The organism is Micromonospora sp. CMU55-4, from assembly GCF_011602315.1.
GTDB lineage: Bacteria > Actinomycetota > Actinomycetes > Mycobacteriales > Micromonosporaceae > Micromonospora > Micromonospora chalcea.
Genome location: NZ_JAAOLH010000004.1, coordinates 236,268 through 255,108, shown reverse-complemented (window position 1 = coordinate 255,108; position 18,841 = coordinate 236,268). Strand labels below are relative to the sequence as shown.

The following is an 18,841-nucleotide window of genomic DNA, read 5'->3' as shown; positions in this document are numbered from 1 at the left end:
TCACGCCTCCTGGCCCAGTACGGCCCGCGCCTGCTCGTCGGAGAGGCCCTCCAGCTCGGCGAGCAGCTCCGAGGCGACGTCCTCGAACCGCTCGACCCGCCCGATGGCCGCCGTGTCGGCGCCGCCGTCGTCCGCGCCGGCCGGCAGCCGGCTGACGATCTGCTCGGTGAGGGTGCGCAGGGTGGCGCCCTCCAGGAACACCGCGATGGACAGCGAGACGCCGAGCTGGCGTTCGATCTCGTTCTTCAGCTCCACCGCCATGAGCGAGTCCAGGCCCAGGTCGAACAGCGGCTGGTCCAGCCCGACCGACGCCGTCGCGGAGCCGAGGGTGGCCGCGACGGCGAGCACCAGTTGCCCGGTGAGCGTCTCGGCGCGCCGGTCGGCCGGCAGGGCCAGCAGTTGCGCGCGGCTGGGCAGCAGGCTGGTCCGGGCCGTACGCCGGGCGGGCCGGGCGGGGCCGTCGCCGCGCAGCAGCGGGGCGAGCAGGGCCGAACCGGAGACCTCCTGGTAGCGGCGCCCCCACTCGGTCCAGTCGACCGGGACCACGGCGATCTGCGGCTCGTCGTGGCGCAGCAGCCGGTGGAAGACCCGCAGCGCCTGGCCGGGCCGCAGCGTGCCCATGCCCTTGCTGAGCCCGGGGGTGGCGTCGGCGCCCCGGTTGGCCAGGCCGACCCCTTCCCAGATGCCCCAGTTGACGCTCAGACCGGGCAGTCCGGCGGCGCGGCGCTGCGCCGCCAGCGCGTCGAGGAAGGCGTTGGCCGCCGCGTACCCGGCCACGAACGGCGAGCTGAGCAGCGAGCTGGTCGAAGAGAACAGGATGAAGAAGTCCAGCTCCCGGCCGGCGAACAGGCGGTGCAGCACCCAGGCGCCGACGGCCTTGGGCAGCAGCGGGCGTTCCAGGTCGGCCCGGGTCAGCTCCGTCAGCGGGGCCACCTCACCGGTGCCGGCGGCGTGCACGACGCCCCGGATCGGCGGCCGGCCCTCCCGGTCGTAGCCGGCCAGGAACGCCCGTACCGCCTCCTCGTCGGCGACGTCGACGGAGGCGACGTGCACGGCGGCCCCGAGCGCCTCCAGCTCGCGCACCCCGGCGACACGTGCCGCCGCCGGATGGTCGGCGGGCAGGCCGGCCCACTCGGCGCGGGGCGGCAGCACGGTGCGGCCGAGCAGCACCAGCCGCCGCGCGCCGGCCCGCACCATCGACCGGGCCACCTCCAGGCCGATGCCGCCGAGGCCGCCGGTGATCAGGTAGCTCGCGTCGGGCCGCCACGGCCCGTCGGCGGCGTCGGCCTCGGGCACCGCCTGGCGGACGAGCCGGGCCACGTAGCGCCGGTCGCCGTGCAACGCGACCTGGTCCTCGGCGTCGCGGGCGGTCAGCTCCCCCACCAGACGCGCGGCCAGCGTGGCCGGGTCGGCGGCCGGGTCGAGGTCGATCAGGCCGCCCCAGAGCGCCGAGTGCTCCTGCTGCAACGACCGGCCCAGGCCCCACAGGGCCGACTGGGCCACCGCGAGCGACACCGGCCCGCCCGGGGCGTCGGCCGGCCGTACCGCGCCGCGGGTGACCAGCCAGAGCCGTACCGTCTCCGGGCCCCGCGCCCGGGCCAGGGCCTGCGCGGTGTGGACCGCGCTGAGGCTGCCCCGCTCGGTGGCCCGCAGCAGCGCGACGGCGTCCGCCGTGCCGTCCGGGTCGGTGTCGTCGAGGCTCCACAGGTGCAGCACCTGAAGCTCGCCGCCGTCGAGTGCCAGCTCGTCCACCAGCCGGCTCAGGTCCGCCGGGCCGTCCAGGCGCACCTCGGCCCGCGCGCCGTCGACGCGGTACGCCAGGCCTGGCGACACCCGTACCACCCGCTCGCCCCGGGCGGCGACGGCGTCGGCGAACCCGGCGCCGACCCCGGTCCCGTCGGTGAGCACCAGCCAGGTCCGGGCCGGGGTTGCTTCCGGGTCGGGAGCCGGCGCGGGCGCGTCGACAGGTTGCCAGTCGAGCCGGTAGAGCAGGTCGTCGTCGGCGTACGCGGCGGCGCCGTCCTCGTCGGTGTCGTCCACGGTGGACGATCCGGTGTGCCGCTGCTGCTGCCGCTGCGTACGGCGCGGCTCCTGCCAGCAGTGCGTCTTCTCGAACGGGTAGGTGGGCAGCGGCACCCGGGCCCGCCGGTAGTCCCGGTCGAAACCGGACCAGTCCAGGTCCACGCCGGCGGTGTAGAGCCGGGCGACGGTGTGCAGCAGCACCGCCCAGTCGTCGTGCTTGGGCCGCAGGCTCGGCGCCAGCAGGGCCTCCCCCGCCGGCAGGTTGTCGCTGATCATGCCGAGCAGCGTCGGCGCGGGTCCCATCTCGACGAAGGTGCGGTAGCCCAGCTCGCGCAGCGTGTCGATGCTGGCCGCGAAGCGCACCGGCTGGCGGGCGTGCCGGCACCAGTAGTCGGCGTCCGGGGCGGTGTCCCACGGCCACAGCTCACCGGTCAGGTTCGCCACGAGCGGGATGCGCGGCGGGGTGAACGTCACCGCGTCGGCCGCCGCGCGCAGTCCCGGCAGGATCGGCTCGATCAGCGGCGAGTGCGACGAGGTGGTGATGTGCAGCTGCTTGGTCTTCACCCCGCGCCTGTCGAACTCGGCGCAGATCCGCGCCAGCGCCTCCCGCTCACCGGAGATGGAGGTGGTGCCGGGGCCGTTGACCGCGGCGACGGACACCCGGTCGGCGTACCCGGCGAGCACCTCGGCGACCTCGGTCTCGGGGGCGAAGACGGCCACCATCGCGCCGTTGTCGTTCAGCTCCCACATCAGCCGGCCGCGTTCGACGACCAGCCGCAGCCCGTCCTCCAGGCTCATCATGCCGGCCACGCAGGCGGCCACGTACTCGCCGAAGCTGTGCCCGAGCACCGCCACCGGCTCGACGCCCCAGGAGCGCCACATCTGCGCCATGGCGTACTGCACCGCGAACAGCGCCGGCTGCGAGTAGGTCGTGCGGTAGACCAGGTCGGAGTCCGGGTCGGCCGGGTAGATCACGTCCAGCAGCGGGACGTCCAGCAGCGGCCGCAGGATCTCGTCGCAGCGGTCGACGGCCTGCCGGAAGGTGGGCTGCGTCTGATAGAGGGCGCGGGCCATGCCGACGCGCTGCGGGCCCTGCCCGGTGAAGAGGAAGACCACGTCGTCGCTGCCGGCCTCGCCCACCACCGGCAGGTCGCCGGGCAGCCCGTCGACGAAGTCGGCGAGCTGGTCGGCGACCTCCCGGGCGGACGCGCCGACGGCGGCCAGCCGGTGCGGGAAGTGGGCCCGTCCGGTGCCGGCCGAGAAGCAGACGTCGGCCAGCGCCGCGCCCGGGTCGGCGGACAGTCGCTGCTGGTAGCGCCGGGCCAGCTCCAGCAGCCCGTCCGGCGTCCGGGCCGACAGCGGCAGCACCGAACGGGGCCGCTCCACCGCCGGTTCCGACGGTACGGCCGGCGGCTCGGGCGCGGCCTGCACGATCAGGTGGGCGTTGGTGCCGCTGAACCCGAAGCTGCTCACCCCGGCCACCGGCCGCTCGGCGACCGCCGGCCAATCGCTCAACTCGGTCGGCACCGCGAACGTGGTGCCGGCGAAGGAGATGTGCGGATTCAGCTCGGTGAAGTGCACGTTCGGCGGGATCGCGCCCTTGTGCAGGGCGAGCACCACCTTGATCAGCCCGACGATGCCGGAGGCGGCCTCGGCATGGCCGACGTTCGTCTTCGACGACCCCAGGTAGACCGGTGCGCCCTCCTCCCGGCCGTACACCTCGGCCAGCGCCTCGACCTCGATCGGGTCGCCGAGCGTGGTGCCGGTGCCGTGCGCCTCGATGTAGGAGACCTGCTCGGCGGCGACGCCGCTCGCCGCGAGCGCCCGGCGCAGCACGTCGCGCTGCGCCACCCCGTTCGGGGCGGTCACCCCGGAGCTGCGACCGTCCTGGTTGACCGCGCCGCCGCGGATCACCGCGAGCACCTGGTCGCCGTCCCGTACCGCGTCGGTCAGACGCTTGAGCACGACGATGCCGCAGCCCTCGCTGCGGACGTAGCCGTTGGCGCGGGCGTCGAAGGTCTTGCACCGGCCGTCCGGGGCGACCATGCCGGGGAACTGGGAGAAGGCCACGCTGGGCAGCGGCGACAGGACGACGTTCACCCCGCCGCCGAGGGCCAGGTCGCACTCGCCGGACCGCAGGCTCTGCACCGCCATGTGCACCGACACCAGCGAGGAGGAGCAGGCGGTGTCCACCGCCACGCTCGGGCCGCGCAAGTCGAAGACGTACGAGATCCGCCCGGTCACCACGCTGTGCGCGGTGCCGGTGCTGGCGTAGGCGGTGATGTCCTCCAGCCCGGGGAAGTTCTCGGTGGCGAAGTCGTTGCTGCACACGCCGAGGAACACCCCGGTACGGCTGCCGGCCAGCGCGGTCGGCGCCTTCCCGGCGTTCTCCAGCGCCTCCCAGGACACCTCCAGGGCGAGCCGCTGCTGCGGGTCCATGGCCAGCGCCTCGCGCCGGGAGATGCCGAAGAACTCGTAGTCGAAGTGGTCGACGCGGTCCAGGAAGCCGCCCCAGCGGGTCCGCATCTTGCCGGGCTGCTGCGGTTGCTCGTCGTAGAACTCGTCGACCGGCCAGCGGTCGGCCGGGATCTCCGCGACCGCGTCGACGCCGTCGCGCAGGATCCGCCAGAAGCTCTCCGCGTCGACCGCGCCGCCGGGGAAGCGCAGCCCCATGCCGACGACCGCGACGGGCTCGGTCCGGCCGCGCTCGTACTCGGCGAGCTGCCGCTGCATCCGCTCCATCTGCAGGTAGGCGCGCTTGAGCGTGGAGTTCGGCGCCTGCGCCTGCTGCCCGGTCGTGGTCATCCCTGACGCCCTTCCTCGATCTGGTTGAGCTTGGCCAGCAGGAGCGCCTCGACGTCGTCGTCGGAGAGCTGCTCCAGGTCGATGGCCGGGTCGTCGGTCCCGGCGGCCGGTGTCGCGCCGGGCGCGGTCGCCGGGCCCGTCCCCGCCGGGGAGACGTCGGCGTCCGGCCCGGCCTCCAGCGCCACGTCCATCCGCTCGGCGAGGTGCGGTACGAGCGCGTCGATGGTCGGGAAGCGCCACGCGAGCGTGGCGGACAGTTCGACGTCGAGCGACGTCTCCAGCCGCTTGCGCAGCTCCAGCGACATCAGCGAGTCGAAGCCCATGTTCGCCAGCGGCGAGGTGACGTCGACCCGGTCGGCGTCCACCTTGAGCACCCGGGCCACCTCACCGGCGACGTGCCCGGTGAGCAGGGCGCGCCGGCGGCGGCCCGGCTCGACGGTGAGCAACCGCCGGCGTACCTCGCCGGAGCGCGCCCGGCCCTCGGCCGTGCGCGGGGTGTCCACCGCGACCAGGTCGGCCAGCAGCGCGGGCACGAGCCCGCCGGCCGCGGCCGTGCGGAGCCGGTCGAGGTCCAGCGGCAGGACGGCCACCTGCGCCGCCGGGGTCCGCACCAGCCGGTCCAGCGCCTCGATGCCGTCGCGTGGGTCGATGCCGACGATGCCCTGACCGGCGAGCTGGCCGCCACGGTCCGGGCGGGCCGCCAGGCCGGACCCGGACCAGGGGCCCCAGTTGACGCTCAGCGCGGCCCGTCCCTGCGCCCGGCGCCGCTGCGCGAGCGTGTCCAGGAACGCGTTCGCGGCGGCGTAGTTGGCCTGGCCCGGTGAGCCGAGCAGCGCGGCGGCCGAGGAGTAGAGGACGAAGAAGTCGAGGTGCCGGTCCAGGGTGGCCCGGTGCAGATGCCAGGCGCCGTCCACCTTGGGCGCGGCCACGGCCCGGAACCGGGCCCGGTCGAGCTGCAGCATCAGCCCGTCGTCCAGCACACCGGCGGCGTGCACGACGCCGGCCAGCGGCGGCATCGTCCGGTCGAGGTCCGCCAGCACCGCCGTGACGTCCTCGTGGCGGGCGATGTCGGCCTGCCGGACCTGGACGTCGACGCCCTGCCCGCGCAGCTCGTCGAGGACCTGCCCGGCGTACGCCGAGGGCCGGCTGCGGCCGAGCAGCGCCAGGTGCCGCGCGCCGCGACCGGCCAGCCAGCGGGCGGTCTCCAGGCCGAGAGCGCCGAGGCCACCGGTGATCAGGTACGTGGCGGCCGGCCGGACCGGGACCTCCCCCGGCGGTACGGCGGCCACCTCGTGCCCACCGGGCCGCAGCACGATCTTGCCGGTGTGCCGGGCCTGCGCCATGAGACCGAACGCCGCCGCCGCGTCGGCGTAGTCGTAGGTGGTCACCGGGAGGGCGGTGAACTCGCCGCTGTCGAAGCCGCGCAGCACCTCGGCGAAGAGGCGGGCGATCAGCTTCGGCCGCTCGGCGAAGGCGCGTTCCAGGTCGACGGCGAGGAACGAGCGGTTGTGCCGCAACGCCCGCAGGCCGAGGTGGCTGTTGGCGTAGATGTCCTGCTTGCCGATCTCGACGAACCGCCCGTTCGGCGCGAGCAGGCCGAGGCTGCGGGTGAGCGCCTCGCCGGTGAGCGAGTTGAGCACGACGTCCACGCCCCGGCCGTCGGTGAGGGCCAGCACCTCGTCGGCGAAACGCAGCGACCGGGAGTCCATCACGTGCTTGACGCCGAGGCGGCGCAGCAGTTCCCGCTTCTCCTCACTGCCGGCGGTGGCCAGCACCTCGGCGCCGTTGCGGCGGGCCACCTGCAGCGCGGCCAGGCCGACGCCGCCGGTGGCCGAGTGGATCAGGAGGGTGTCGCCCTCGCCGAGGTGGGCCAGGTACTCCAGGCCGTACACCACGGTGAGGAACGCGATCGGCAGCGCGGCGGCCTGCTCGACGGTGAGCCCGCCGGGGACGGGGGCGACCAACTCGGCCCGGGTGGTGGCATACGCGGCCATGCTGGACGGGGCCACCGCCATCACCGCGTCGCCGACGCTCAGGCCGGTGACTCCGGCGCCGAGCGCGGTGACCCGGCCGGCGCACTCGCCGCCCAGCGGCACGATGCCCGGGGGTACGCCGGGGCAGATCTCCATCGCCTTGAGCACGTCGTTGAAGTTGAGTCCGGCGGCGGCCACCTCGATCTGCACCTGGCCGGGGCCGGGCGGCACGCGTGCGGAGAGCACCGGCGTCAGGCTGCCCAGGTGTCCCTGCACCGACAGCAGCCGGTAGTTGCCGTCGGCGGCGGACCGGTCGAACGGGTGCGGACGCGCCGGCGTGGCCGTGGGCGCGCGCCACGGGACCAGCCGGGGCACGTAGCGCCGGCCGCCGCGCAGCGCGACCTGCTCGCCACCGGGCCGGTGCAGCAGTTCGTCGACCAGGCCGGGAACGCCGTGCCGCCCGTCGGCCGGGTCGAGGTCGACGATCGTGGGGCGCAGCTCGGCGTGTTCCAGCGCGACCACCCGGGCCAGTCCCCAGAGGCCGCCCTGGGCCGGGTCCGGCGCGCCCGCGTCGGCGGCGACCACCTGCGCGCCCCGGGTGGCCAGCACCAGCCGGGGTGACCGGCCGCCGACCTCGGTGAGCGCCCGCACCAGATGCGTGACGGCGACCGGACCGAGCAGTTCGAGCCGGTCCAGTGGGGTGTCCGGCAGGTCGGCCGGGCTCTGCTCGGTGAGGCGCACGTCGAGGCTCCACGCGTGCAGCACTCCGGCGCACGGCTCCGGCCGGGCGGCACGCAGGTCGGTCAGGAGCGTCACGAAGTCCGCCGGCCGGGCCGGGTCGACCTCGTACCGGTCCAGGGCAACCTGCCGGTAGGCGTCACCGGGTGCGACGGTCACCGTGTCCACGCCCCGGCCGGACAGCGCGGCCCGCAGGTCGCCGCCGACCGGGTCGGCGCCGGTGAGCAGCAGCCACCAGCCGCCGGTCTCCGGCGTCTGTGCCCCGTCGGTGGCCTCCTGCCAGGCCAGGTCGAGCAGCGCCTCGCCGACCGGGTCGGCCGGGCCGGAGCCGGCCAGCCGGCGCAGCCGCACGCCGGCGATCTCGCCCACCGGGTCGCCGGCCGCGTCGTAGAGCACCACCCGGGCGCCGTCGATCTCCGGGCCGTCGGTGGCGGCCCCGCCCACGGTGGCGTGCGCCCATCGGGGTACGCCCGGGCCGGCGGCGAGGGCGAAACGCTCCACCCCCACCGGCAGGTACGTCCCGTCGTCGGCGCCGGTCATGGCCGCCGCCAGCACCTGCAGGCAGCTGTCCAGCAGGGCGGGGTGCACCAGGTACGGCTCCCGGTCGCCGGTCAGCTCGGCCGGGTCGCGCAGTTCGGCGACCGCCTCGCGCTCGCCCTGCCAGAGCGCGGCGACGCCCTGGAAGGCGGGGCCGTAGCGCAGGCCGGACCGGGCCAGCCGGGCGTAGTGCTCGGCGCTGTCCCGCTGCTCGCCGCAGCGCGAGCGGACCGTGGTCAGCGGCTCGACGGCGCCGGCCGGGAACTGCTGCGCGGCGCCGTACCGGCCGTGCGCCACCTCGTTCCAGGCGTCGTCCGGTCCGCGGCTGTAGATCCGCAGCGTGCCGCCGGTGGCGGTCTCCGGGAGCAGGACGAGTTGGACGGTGTCCGCCTCGGCCAGCTCCTCGACGAGGGTGACCCGGGTCAGTTCGATCCGCTCGACCACCGCGGCCGGATCGTCGAGGAGCCGCCGGGTCGCCGCCAGCGCCGCGTCGAGCAGCAGGCTGGCCGGCAGCACCGGGCTGTCCTCGACGACGTGGTCCCGCAGGTAGCCGAACCCGGCCAGGTCGAGCCGCACGCCGAAGTGGTGTCCGCCCGGTTCGGCGGCGGACCGGACGTACGTCTCCAGCACCGGGTGCCCGCGGTGGGCGGTGCGCCGCGTCCGGGGGTACTCGTCGGTGATCCAGTGCCGTTTCCGCTGCCACGGGTACGCCGGCAGCGCGGCCATCGGCACGACCGGCCCGTACATCCGGCGCCAGTCGACCGGGCAGCCGGCGGTCCAGAGGCGGCCCAGCTCACCGAGGACCGTGGCGTGGCTCGGCTCGTCGCGGCGCAGCGAGGCGACGACGACGCCGTCACGCTGCTGGCGGGCGATGCGTTCGGTGACCGGGCCGCCGAGCATGGGATGCGGGGAGATCTCCACGAACACGTCGTGCCCGGCGTCGACCAGCCGGGTGACGGCGGTGTCGAACAGCACCGGCCGGCGCAGGTTGTCGGCCCAGTACGCGGCGTCGAGCGCGGCGCCGTCGATCGGCCCGGCGGTGACCGTGGAGAGCATCGGCACGGCGGCGGGCCCCGGGGTGAGCCCGTCGAGCAGCGCGCCGAGCTCGGCGCGCAGCGGTTCCATCTGTGGGCTGTGCGAGGCGTAGTCGACCGATTCGAGCATCCGGCAGAACGTCCCCTCGGCCGTCAGCGTCTCGGCGAGGGCGGCCAGGGCCGCGCCGTCGCCGGAGAGCACAGTGGACTCCGGTCCGTTGGCGGCGGCGACCGAGACGGCGCCCGGCCGCCGCTCGGCGAGCAACTGCTCGGTCCGGTCGAGCGGGAGGCCGAGCACCGCCATCCGGCCGTTGCCGATGGCGGCGCGGATGACCCGGCCCCGCTGGCGGGCGACCCGCATCGCGTCGGCGATGCCGAGCGCGCCCGCGACCTGGGCGGCGGCCACCTCGCCGACGCTGTGCCCGACCACGGCGGCCGGCTCGACGCCCCAGGAGCGCCAGCGCGCGGCCAGGGCGATCTGCACGGCGGTCAGCGCGGGCTGGGCGACCGCCGGGTCGTCCAGCAGACTCGCGTCGTCCCGGCCGGTGACCAGGTCGAGCAGGGAGAAGTCGACGTACTGCCGCAGCGCCCGGTCGCACTGCGCGAACGTGTCGCGGAACGCCGGCTCGGCGAGCAGGTCCTCGGTGATCGGCCACCACCGGGGCCCCTGGCCGGAGAACACGAAGACGGGCTTCGGGCGCCGGGAGACGCGCCGGGCGCCCCACGACAGCCCGGGCCGTTCCGTGCCGGCCGCGTACGCGACGAGCGCGTCCCGTACCTGCTCGGGCGAGTCACCGACGCAGGCCAGCCGGTGCTCGTGGTGGGTGCGGCGCACGGCGGCGGCGGCGCAGACGGCGGCGAGGTCCGCGCCTTCGCCGGGCGGGGCCAGCTTCGCCGCGTACCGCCGGGCGAGTTCACCGAGCGCCTCGGGGGTACGGGCCGAGATGGTCAGCAGCCGGGCCGGGTCCGCCGGGGCGCCTCCGGCGGGCGCGCTGCCGTTGAGGCGGAGGTCGCCGGGCGCGGCGGCCGTTTCGGAGGAGGCGTGCCGGTCGGACCGGGGCGGCTCGGCGAGGACCAGGTGCGCGTTGGTGCCGCCGAAGCCGAACGAGCTGACTCCGGCGACGGCCCGCGCGTATCCGTCCGGCCACGGCTGACCGGTGTCGGCCACCTGGAGCGCGAGCTGCGCGAACGGGATGTGCGGGTTGGGCTGCCGGTAGTGCAGGCTCGGCGGGATCTGCCGGTGCCGCAGGACCAGCGCGGCCTTGATCAGGCCGGCGATCCCGGCGGCGGCCTCCAGGTGGCCGAGGTTGGACTTGACCGATCCGATGAGCAGGGGCAGCGCCGGATCGCGGTCGGCGCAGACCACGGCGGCGAGCGCCTTGGCCTCGATCGGGTCGCCGAGCAGCGTGCCGGTGCCGTGCGCCTCGACGTAGCCGACCTGTTCCGGCGCCACGCCGGCCCGCTCGTACGCGCTGCGCAGCACCGCTTCCTGGGCGTGCGGGTTCGGCGCCATCAGCCCGTTGGTCCGGCCGTCCTGGTTGACCGCCCCGCCGAGGATCACCCCGTAGATCGGGTCCTGGTCGGCGAGCGCCCGGGACAGCGGCTTGAGGATCACCACGCCGGCGCCCTCGGCGCGGACGTAGCCGTCGGCCCGGGCGTCGAAGGTCTTGCAGCGACCGTCGCCCGCCATCGCGCCGGCCTTGCTGAAGTTGATCGCCAGCGCGGGTGACAGGACCACGTTGACCCCGCCGGCGACGGCCAGCGTGCAGTCTCCCCGGCTCAGGCTGGTGACGGCCTGGTGCACCGCGACCAGCGAGGAGGAGCAGGCGGTGTCGACGGCGATGCTCGGGCCGCGCAGGTCGAACAGGTACGACAGGCGGTTCGCCGCGATGCTGAACGCGTTGCCGGTGCCGGTGTACGCGTCGACCCGGTCGAGGTCGGCGAGGGTGAGCTGGGCGTAGTCGCTGGTGGCGATGCCGATGAAGACGCCGGTCGGGGAGCCGGCCAGGTCGTCGGCGGCCAGTCCGGCGTCCTCCAGCGCTTCCCAGGTCACCTCGGCGAGAAGCCGCTGCTGCGGGTCCATCCGGGCGGCCTCGTGGGCGGCGATGCCGAAGAAGTGCGGGTCGAACTGGTCGATCCGGTCCAGGAAGCCGCCCCAGCGGGTGGTCGTCCTTCCGGGCGTCGACGCGTCGTCGGTGTGCAGCTCGTCGGCGTCCCACCGGTCGGCGGGCACCTCGCGGACCGCGTCGCGTCCTTCGGTCAGCAGGCGCCAGAAGCTCTCCGGTCCGTCGACGCCGCCGGGGAGGCGGCAGCCGATGCCGATGACGGCGACGGCCTCGTCGGTCGCGTCCGCGTGGCCCGCGGTCGCCTCGGCGCCGGTCGCCGTGGTCGCGGCCGGATCGGCCGGCGCCGTGGGCTCGACCGGCGCGGCGGGTTCGGAGCCGGTGGCCGGGTCGCCGAGGTGGGCGGCCAGCGCCTCGATGGTCGGGTACTCCCAGATCAGGGTCGCGGACAGGGTACGGCCCAGCCACGTCTCCAGTTCGCCCACGAGCCCGACCATCTCCACCGACTGCAGCCCGTACGTGGCGACGGGCCGGGTGGGGTCCACCGCCTGCGGGCTGATCCCCAGCCGGGCGGCCAGCTCCGCCACGAGGCGCTGCTCGACCTCGGCGCGACCGGGCGCCGCGGCGGGCGGTGCCGGCGTGCTGCCCGCACCGCCGGTGACGTGTTCCGGGTCGGCCGCGCTCCAGCTCGCCAGCACCGTGAGGTCGCCGGTGAGGAAGGACTGCCGGGCGGCCCGCCGTTGCAGCTTTCCGCTGGAGGTCTTCGGGATGCTGCCCTGCTTGATCAGGACCACGTCGTGCACCTGGAGGCCGTGCTCCTGGGCGACCGCGCCGCGGATCGCCGTGACGACGCGCTCGGCGTCGAGCCGGGCGCGGCTGCCGCCGACCTCCTGGATGACGACGAGCCGCTCCTCGCCGTCGACCTCCACCGAACAGGCCACGCCGCAGCCCGGACGCAGCGTCGGATCGCTCTGCTCGACCGTCACCTCGATGTCGCTCGGGTAGTGGTTCCGCCCGGCGATGATGATCAGGTCCTTGTGCCGGCCGGTGACGAACAGCTCCCCGTCGTCGGTCAGGAAGCCCAGGTCGCCGGTGCGCAGGAACGGGCCGTCGCCGCTGCCGGCGAGCCGGGCCCGGAAGGTCTCCTCGCTCTCCTGCGGGCGTCCCCAGTAGCCCTGGGCGACGCTGCCGCCACCGAACCAGATCTCGCCGACCCGGCCGGCCGGGAGCCGCTCGCAGGTAGCGGGGTCGACGATGACCAGCTCGTGCCCGGCGGCCGCCGTTCCGCAGCTGACGAGCGTCCGGCTCTCCTCGTCCGGGCCGGCCTCGACCGCCCGGTTGTCGGCGAGGTCGGCGGCACGCACCCGGCGTACTGCCGGTTCGGTGCCGGCCAGCCCGCCGGCGACGAACAGCGCCGCCTCGGCCAGGCCGTAGCAGGGGTAGAAGGCCTCGCGGCGGAACCCGCTGGGCCCGAAGGCCGCCACGAACCGGTCGATGGTCTCGGCCCGGACCGGCTCGGCCCCGCTGAACGCCAGCCGCCAGCTGCTCAGGTCCAGCGCCGCGCGTTCGTCCGCGGTGGTCTTCGACAGGCACAGCTCGTAACCGAAGTTGGGGCTGCCGCTGAGCGTGGCCCGGTAGGTGGAGATGGCCTGCAGCCAGCGGAGCGGGCGCTTGAGGAACGACGTCGGTGACATGAAGGTCGCCGGGAACCCGGCGTAGAGCGGCTGCAGCATGGCGCCGATCAGCCCCATGTCGTGGTACGGCGGCAGCCAGCTCACCAGCCGGGTGGTCTCGACGTCGGTGATGAAACGCTGGTTCGTCACCTCGAGGTTGGCCAGCAGGTTGGCGTGGCTGAGCACCACGCCCTTCGGCCGCCCGGTGGAGCCGGACGTGTACTGGAGGAACGCCACGTCTTCGCCGCCGAGGCCGGGCTCGCGCCACCCGTCGGCCACGGCCGGGTCGATCCGGTCGACGGCCTGCCAGACGAGCGAGCCCAGCGCGGGCGCCAGCGCGGTGATCTGGCCGGCCATCGCGGTGATCTCCGCCGGCGCGAGCACGACAGCGGGACGGGCGTCCTGGATCACGCCGATCAGCCGGGGCAGGGTCCGCTTGAGCAGCACCGGGTTCGGCGGATACACCGGTACGGCGATCACCCGGGCGTAGAGGCAGCCCAGGAACGCGGCGAGGTAGTCCAGGCCCGGCGGGCAGACGATGAGCGCCCGCTCGCCCTCGTTCACGCGCTCTCGCAACGTGGCGGCGATGGCCCGGGCCCGCCGATCCATGTCGGCGTTGGAAATGGCGACCTCGTCGTTCTCGCCGTCGGCCAGGAACCGATAGGTCACGCCGTCCGGACGGTCGAGAAGGACCGCACGGAACCGGTCGACCAGGGTGCCGGGTTTCGGCGGTTGACCAGCGCGACCGGCGGACCCGGCCGACTGTCGCACTGGGTCGGCCGCATCGCCTCGTCCTGGCAGGGAAATGCCCACGATCCGATTCCTTCTGACGTCCGGTAAAGGCACAGCAGGTCCGGCACGAATGCATGATTAATGCTGCGTTCGCACCACGTTAATAGTCCGGAAAGCACGTTCTGGACTTCGCGAAAGGATCCGCGCTCGTCCCGCCGACTACCAGGACGGCGGCGGCACCAGCATCCCGGCGTTCATCGGCGAGTGTCAACCCTGATCGTTGATAAAGTTTGTGTAACTCGGTTTTCCCAGGAGGCGCAAGCAACGCACCGAGCGCCAACTCTCCGACAGGCGGGAACGATTTTCATAACTGCAGGTGAACGCAGCTCTGCCACTGTCGGATAATTGCGCGCCACTTACCCGACAGTCGACCCGGAGCAGCGCCCCGCCCGGCAGGGAGCGCGCAAAAGCGCAGGCCGTAGGCCATCACGGCATACACAGCGGCGCGCCTTACCGCAGGGAAAACGCGGGCGAACGCGCGTACGGCGGCCCACGTGCCCCGCTGCGCCATGCCCGTGACAGATGGAGCGCTTCAGCCAAGAAGCGCGTCGGCGGGCGTCATCCGCCCCGCCTATGCCGTCCTCGCCGCACATATTGACGAGTGGAATAAACGCCGTCGTGTACGGGCCTGAAACTCCTGGCCAAGGCCCATCTGATAGCCGATGACATCATCCAGACTACCTCCCCCGGAGCGCAGCATAACACCAGGCGTCGCTCTGCGTTGCCCGTCGATCACGCCAATCAGGGCCGCCAATCCGGGCAGCCAAGATCAGTATGCTCACGACACTCCACGCGACCTGCGGAAATGGCTTCCGCATCCGGATCGGAGCGCGCGATAAGCGCGTCGACCAAAGGAAAGGAGTGGGGAAAAACAAGAGGAAGAAGTCCTCAAAATTGCCCTGATCCACGGGGTTGACTTCTCGCCCAGGAGCCCGTGCCGGCCGGCCTCATCCACCCGTGCCGCAATCACGGACTGGAGGGACATGTCCGTCTCATGTGGAATCAGCGCCTTATCGGAGACAGTTCCTACTGCGAAGAAGAGCCGGATAATGAGGTCTTGTTCGGGATCTGGCCGTAAAGACGCGGGATATCCAATCGCTGATTCACCTGTCAGCGATCAGACGCCGCGCGCCGCTGCCGGTGGCGCCACTCCCCCGGCGGCGGACCGGGCGTGCGCCATCGCACGCCCGGTCCGGACGTCACGGGCAGGGCCGGCCCGGGCAGACGTCGATCACCTTGCCGGTGAGCAGGAAGACGGCCTTCTGCCGCTGCGCGCCGGGCTGCGCGCGGGGGAACTCGTGCGAGTCCTCGCCGTACTCCGGTCCGGCCGGGGCGAGGTTCGTCGGCGGTGGCGCGTACGCCGCGCCGCTGTTCCAGACCACCATGGCCGAGCCCGCGTACGGGTACCTGCGGATCGGCGCGATGCCCCAGAACGGGCGCACGTCCGGTGACCAGCCGTCGGCGAGCGCCGGAGTGTGCAGGCGGGCGCCGATGGTGCGGGCCTGCACCTCCGCCGCCGCGGTGGAGACCTGCTGGTCGGCGAAGGCCACGTGCATCAGGACCCGGTGCGCCGGGGTACGCGGCAGCGGCCGGTCGGTCATGTGCTGGGCGTACCCGTTGGCCTCGGACCGGTCCCACAGCATCTGCAACAACCCGAAGACGAGCTGCTGATCGATCTTGTCCGGGTAGTAGCCGTCCAGGACGGTCTGGAACGGAGCGAAATCGACGCTGCGCTGCAGCAGCGTGGAGTAGTTCATCGCGGGCACGCCGAGCACCGAGCGGGTCCAGTCCTGAGCGATGGCGGTCAGCGCGCCGCCGTTGATGCCGCCCTGGCTGTTGCCGTCGTAGTGCAGCCCGCCGGCCACGTCGATCAGCGGCCGTCCGGCGGCGTCGCGGAACGCCGGGTGGGCGGCGAACCCGTTGCGATGGATCATCGTCCGGCCGAGGAAGAGGAAGTTCAGGAAGCTCTGCTGGAGCCGGTCGGCCACCGCCGGGAAGGCGCTGAGGTCGGTGAAGGCGCCCGCCACGTACGGGACGTCGGCCGCCGCCATGCCGATCCAGCTGGTCGCGCAGAAGGTGAAGTCGTACGTCTGCGACATCGTCTTGACGTTGCCGGCGTTGATCTCGGTGGGCCGGCCGAGCAGCCCGTGGCCGTAGAGCGACAGGTGGGCTGGCTTCGTGGCGGACGCGCTGCGCGGGATGTTGCAGACGAAGTCGGCCGCCACCGTCGTGCCGGACGGTGTGGGCAGCGCGTTCGGCGTCGGCGGCGTGCCGTCGCCGCCGGGCGGACCGTAGTGCAGCCGGGAGCCCGGTCCCCCGTCACCGGTCAGATAGGACGGCACGGCGACGGTGCCGGTCACCTGCCGGGCGATCAGCGGGTCCTGCTCGGGCGTGTAGTCGGTGACCTGGGTGACGGTGAACGAGGGAGCGCGGCGGCCGAGCGCGGCGAACGCGCCGTCCCGGACCGCCAGCATCCGCCCGGTCAGACCGTGCCGGCTCGCGACGGTAAAGTCCCAGGCCAGGTAGAGGCTGTGCCGCTTGACGCCGGCCCGGCTCAGGTCGGCGAGGATCCGTTTCATCTGAGGCGCGCGCGGGTCACGCCGGTCCAGGCCCGCGCCGGTCACGTAACTGCGGAACGCCTTCGGGGCCGGGATCAGCGCGCCGTCGCCGTCGCGCATGCCGCGCAGGCCGACGACGTACCGGGCGCCCTCGGTCAGCGCGACCGCCGGCCGGATGATCAGCACCTGCCGGTCCGGGTTGCCGGCGGCGTGCGCGTCCAGTTCGGCCCAGTATGGCGTACGCCGCCCGGTGCGGGCGTCGAGCAGCACGATCGGCGCGTCCGGCGCCAGCGAGCGCGCGACGTCGGTGACCGGCGCGATCCGGGTCCGCGTGGCGTCGAGACCGGGTACGCGCGCCAGGATCGGCGAGCCGGGGCTGAACCCGTCCTGCCGGTTCCACTCCGCCGGGTCGATCGGTACGCCGAGCACGTTCGCCGGCATCGCGGAGGCCGCGAACCGCACCCGCTTGCCGGTCGGCGTGCTGCGGTCCGGCACGGTGAAGTAGTCGTTGGGGAACGGCAGCAGGCAGGCCGCCGGGTCGATCGGGTCGCAGGACCGGTTCGCGGCCGGCGCGGGCGGCGCCGCGGCGGCGCCGGAGCCGAGCAACACGGCCGATACGGTCACCAGCACGGACACGGCGAGACGGAGCCGTCTGGGGGTGGGCACGCGCGTCTCCTTCGGCATCGGAGGGTGGTACGACGGTGGTGGATGGTGGTGCTCTTCCTACGCGCGTGCACGCATCCCGGCAAGGGCGTGCCCCGTCCACGAGGTCTGGTACGACCAGGGCGGGTGGTGGTGGGTGACCTCCGTGCCGTCCGCTGTGGACGACGAGAGGCCCGGGAGGCACGACTGCCGGGCGTCCGGTCACGAATCGGCTGCCGCCGCGAGTCCCGGGGTGTCCGCCCGGCTCCGGCCTCCGTCCGGCGCGCCGAGCGCGGCGGACAGGTCCCGCCCGGCCTGCTCGATCCCACCGGAAGCCACCATGGCGAACACGAACCGGTCCGGCCGCAGCACCACCAGGTCGGCGCCGTGCCGTCGCAGCCACCCGCCGAGCACCCCCTCGGCGTCCACCACGTCGACCCGGTCCGGCCCGCCGGGTGCCGGAGGGCCGGCAAGCGGATCCGGCAGGTCGGCGAGCGACGTACCGCTCGGGTGGACCGCGACGAACCGCGCCGGCCGCCACGCTCCGAGCGGGTTGTCCACGCCGGCGCGGCCGAGCACGGCGAAACCGTCGCCGAGCACCTCGTCGAGCAGGCGCTCCCCGGGCGCGCCCGGGACGAGGACCCGCGGCTGGGGGAACATCGTCCCGACCACGCCGGCGCGCCGCCCGCCGGCCATCAGGCCCCGCCGGTACGCCGGCACCGGCTTGAACTCGAAGCGCTCCACGAACCGCCGTACCCGGGGGATCGTCTGCACCGCCCGCAGCGCGGCGTCGCGCATTCCGGCGGTGACCCGGTTGCGGGCCAGGAAGACATGCCCCAGCCGGACGCTCGTGCGCGCCATCTCCACCGTGTGCGGGCGCCGCTCGATCTCGTACGTGTCGAGCACTGCGGCGTCGGCGACGCCGGACAGCACCAGCGACAGCTTCCACGACAGGTTCGCCGCGTCGCGCAGGCCGCTGCACAGTCCCTGGCCCATGAACGGCGGCATCTGGTGGGCGGCGTCGCCGAGCAGGAACACCCGTCCCTCCCGCCACCGTCGCGCGATGAGGTGGTGGAAGGTGTAGACCACCGCGCGGGTGACTGTGAACCGGTCCGGGTCGACGTACGGCGAGACGAGCGCGGCGACGGTCCCGGGCCGCTGCATCTCGTCCTCGGTCTCCCCCGGGCGCAGCATGAACTCCATCCGGTAGCTGCCGGCCGCGCCCGGGGACACGAACGCCGGACGCCGCCAGTCGCAGACGAACCGGGTGTCCCCGACCCGTACCGCGTCGGGCGGCACGTCGCCGGAGACGGCCAGCCACGGCTCGGCGTAGCTCGCCCCGGACAGCGGGATCCGGACGGCGGCGCGGGTGGCGCTGCGCGCGCCGTCGCAGCCGAGCACGTACCGGGCGCGGACCGTCCGCCGCTGCCCGGTGGCCACGTCGGACAGCAGCACGGTGACCCCGTCCTCGTCCTGGGTGAGGCCGGCCAGCTCGGTGCCGAGCGCGAGTTGCACGTGCGGGAACCGGTCCAGCCCGGTACGCAGCGTGTGTTCCAGCCGCGGCTGGTCGAAGAAGCGCAGCGGCGCGTGCCCGTACCCGAAGTCCGTCTCGGACAGCGCCATCCGGGCGAAGACCCGGCCGGCGCCGTTGACGTATTCCACGAGCGGCGGCGCGACAGTGGCGTCGCGGATCTCGTCGAGCATGCCGGCCTGCTGGTAGATGCGCATCGCCTCGTCGTCGCAGGAGAAGGCCCGCGGCTGGCCGTGCGCCGTCGCACTGCGCTCCACGACGAGCGTGCGGACGCCGCGGGCGCCGAGCAGGTTCGCGGTGAGCGCGCCCACCGGCCCGCAGCCGATGACGGCGACGTCGACCTCCTGGACGGCCTGGCGATCCGGCGGCTGAACTGATCCCATCGTGATGCCCTTTCGGAACGTGGTCCCGGACGGCTCCGGCCGTCCGACGCCGACCAGGGCACCAGCCCGGCGTGGAAAGGGTGTGGAGAA

The 18,841-nt window shown here is 74.1% G+C and carries 4 protein-coding genes; all 4 read right to left on the bottom strand.

All coding sequences use genetic code 11. The features are described 5' to 3' along the window. On the bottom strand, nt 1-4,827 hold the full coding sequence (locus HA073_RS09520; protein ID WP_166456182.1) for a type I polyketide synthase: 4,827 nt from the start codon (nt 4,825-4,827) through the stop codon (nt 1-3). Continuing rightward, nucleotides 4,824-13,514 (bottom strand): type I polyketide synthase, encoded by an 8,691-nt coding sequence (locus HA073_RS09515; RefSeq protein ID WP_205796681.1) that lies wholly within the window; start codon nt 13,512-13,514, stop codon nt 4,824-4,826. Before HA073_RS09515 ends, HA073_RS09520 begins: the two co-directional genes overlap by 4 nt. A gap of 1,322 nt (nt 13,515-14,836) precedes the next feature. Next, a complete protein-coding gene (locus tag HA073_RS09510; protein WP_166456180.1) occupies nt 14,837-16,861 on the bottom strand; it encodes a hypothetical protein in 2,025 nt (674 codons plus the stop codon). Between the two features lie 198 nt (nt 16,862-17,059). Further along, a complete protein-coding gene (locus tag HA073_RS09505; RefSeq protein ID WP_166456179.1) occupies nt 17,060-18,751 on the bottom strand; it encodes a bifunctional 3-(3-hydroxy-phenyl)propionate/3-hydroxycinnamic acid hydroxylase in 1,692 nt (563 codons plus the stop codon). Nucleotides 18,752-18,841 lie beyond the last annotated feature (90 nt).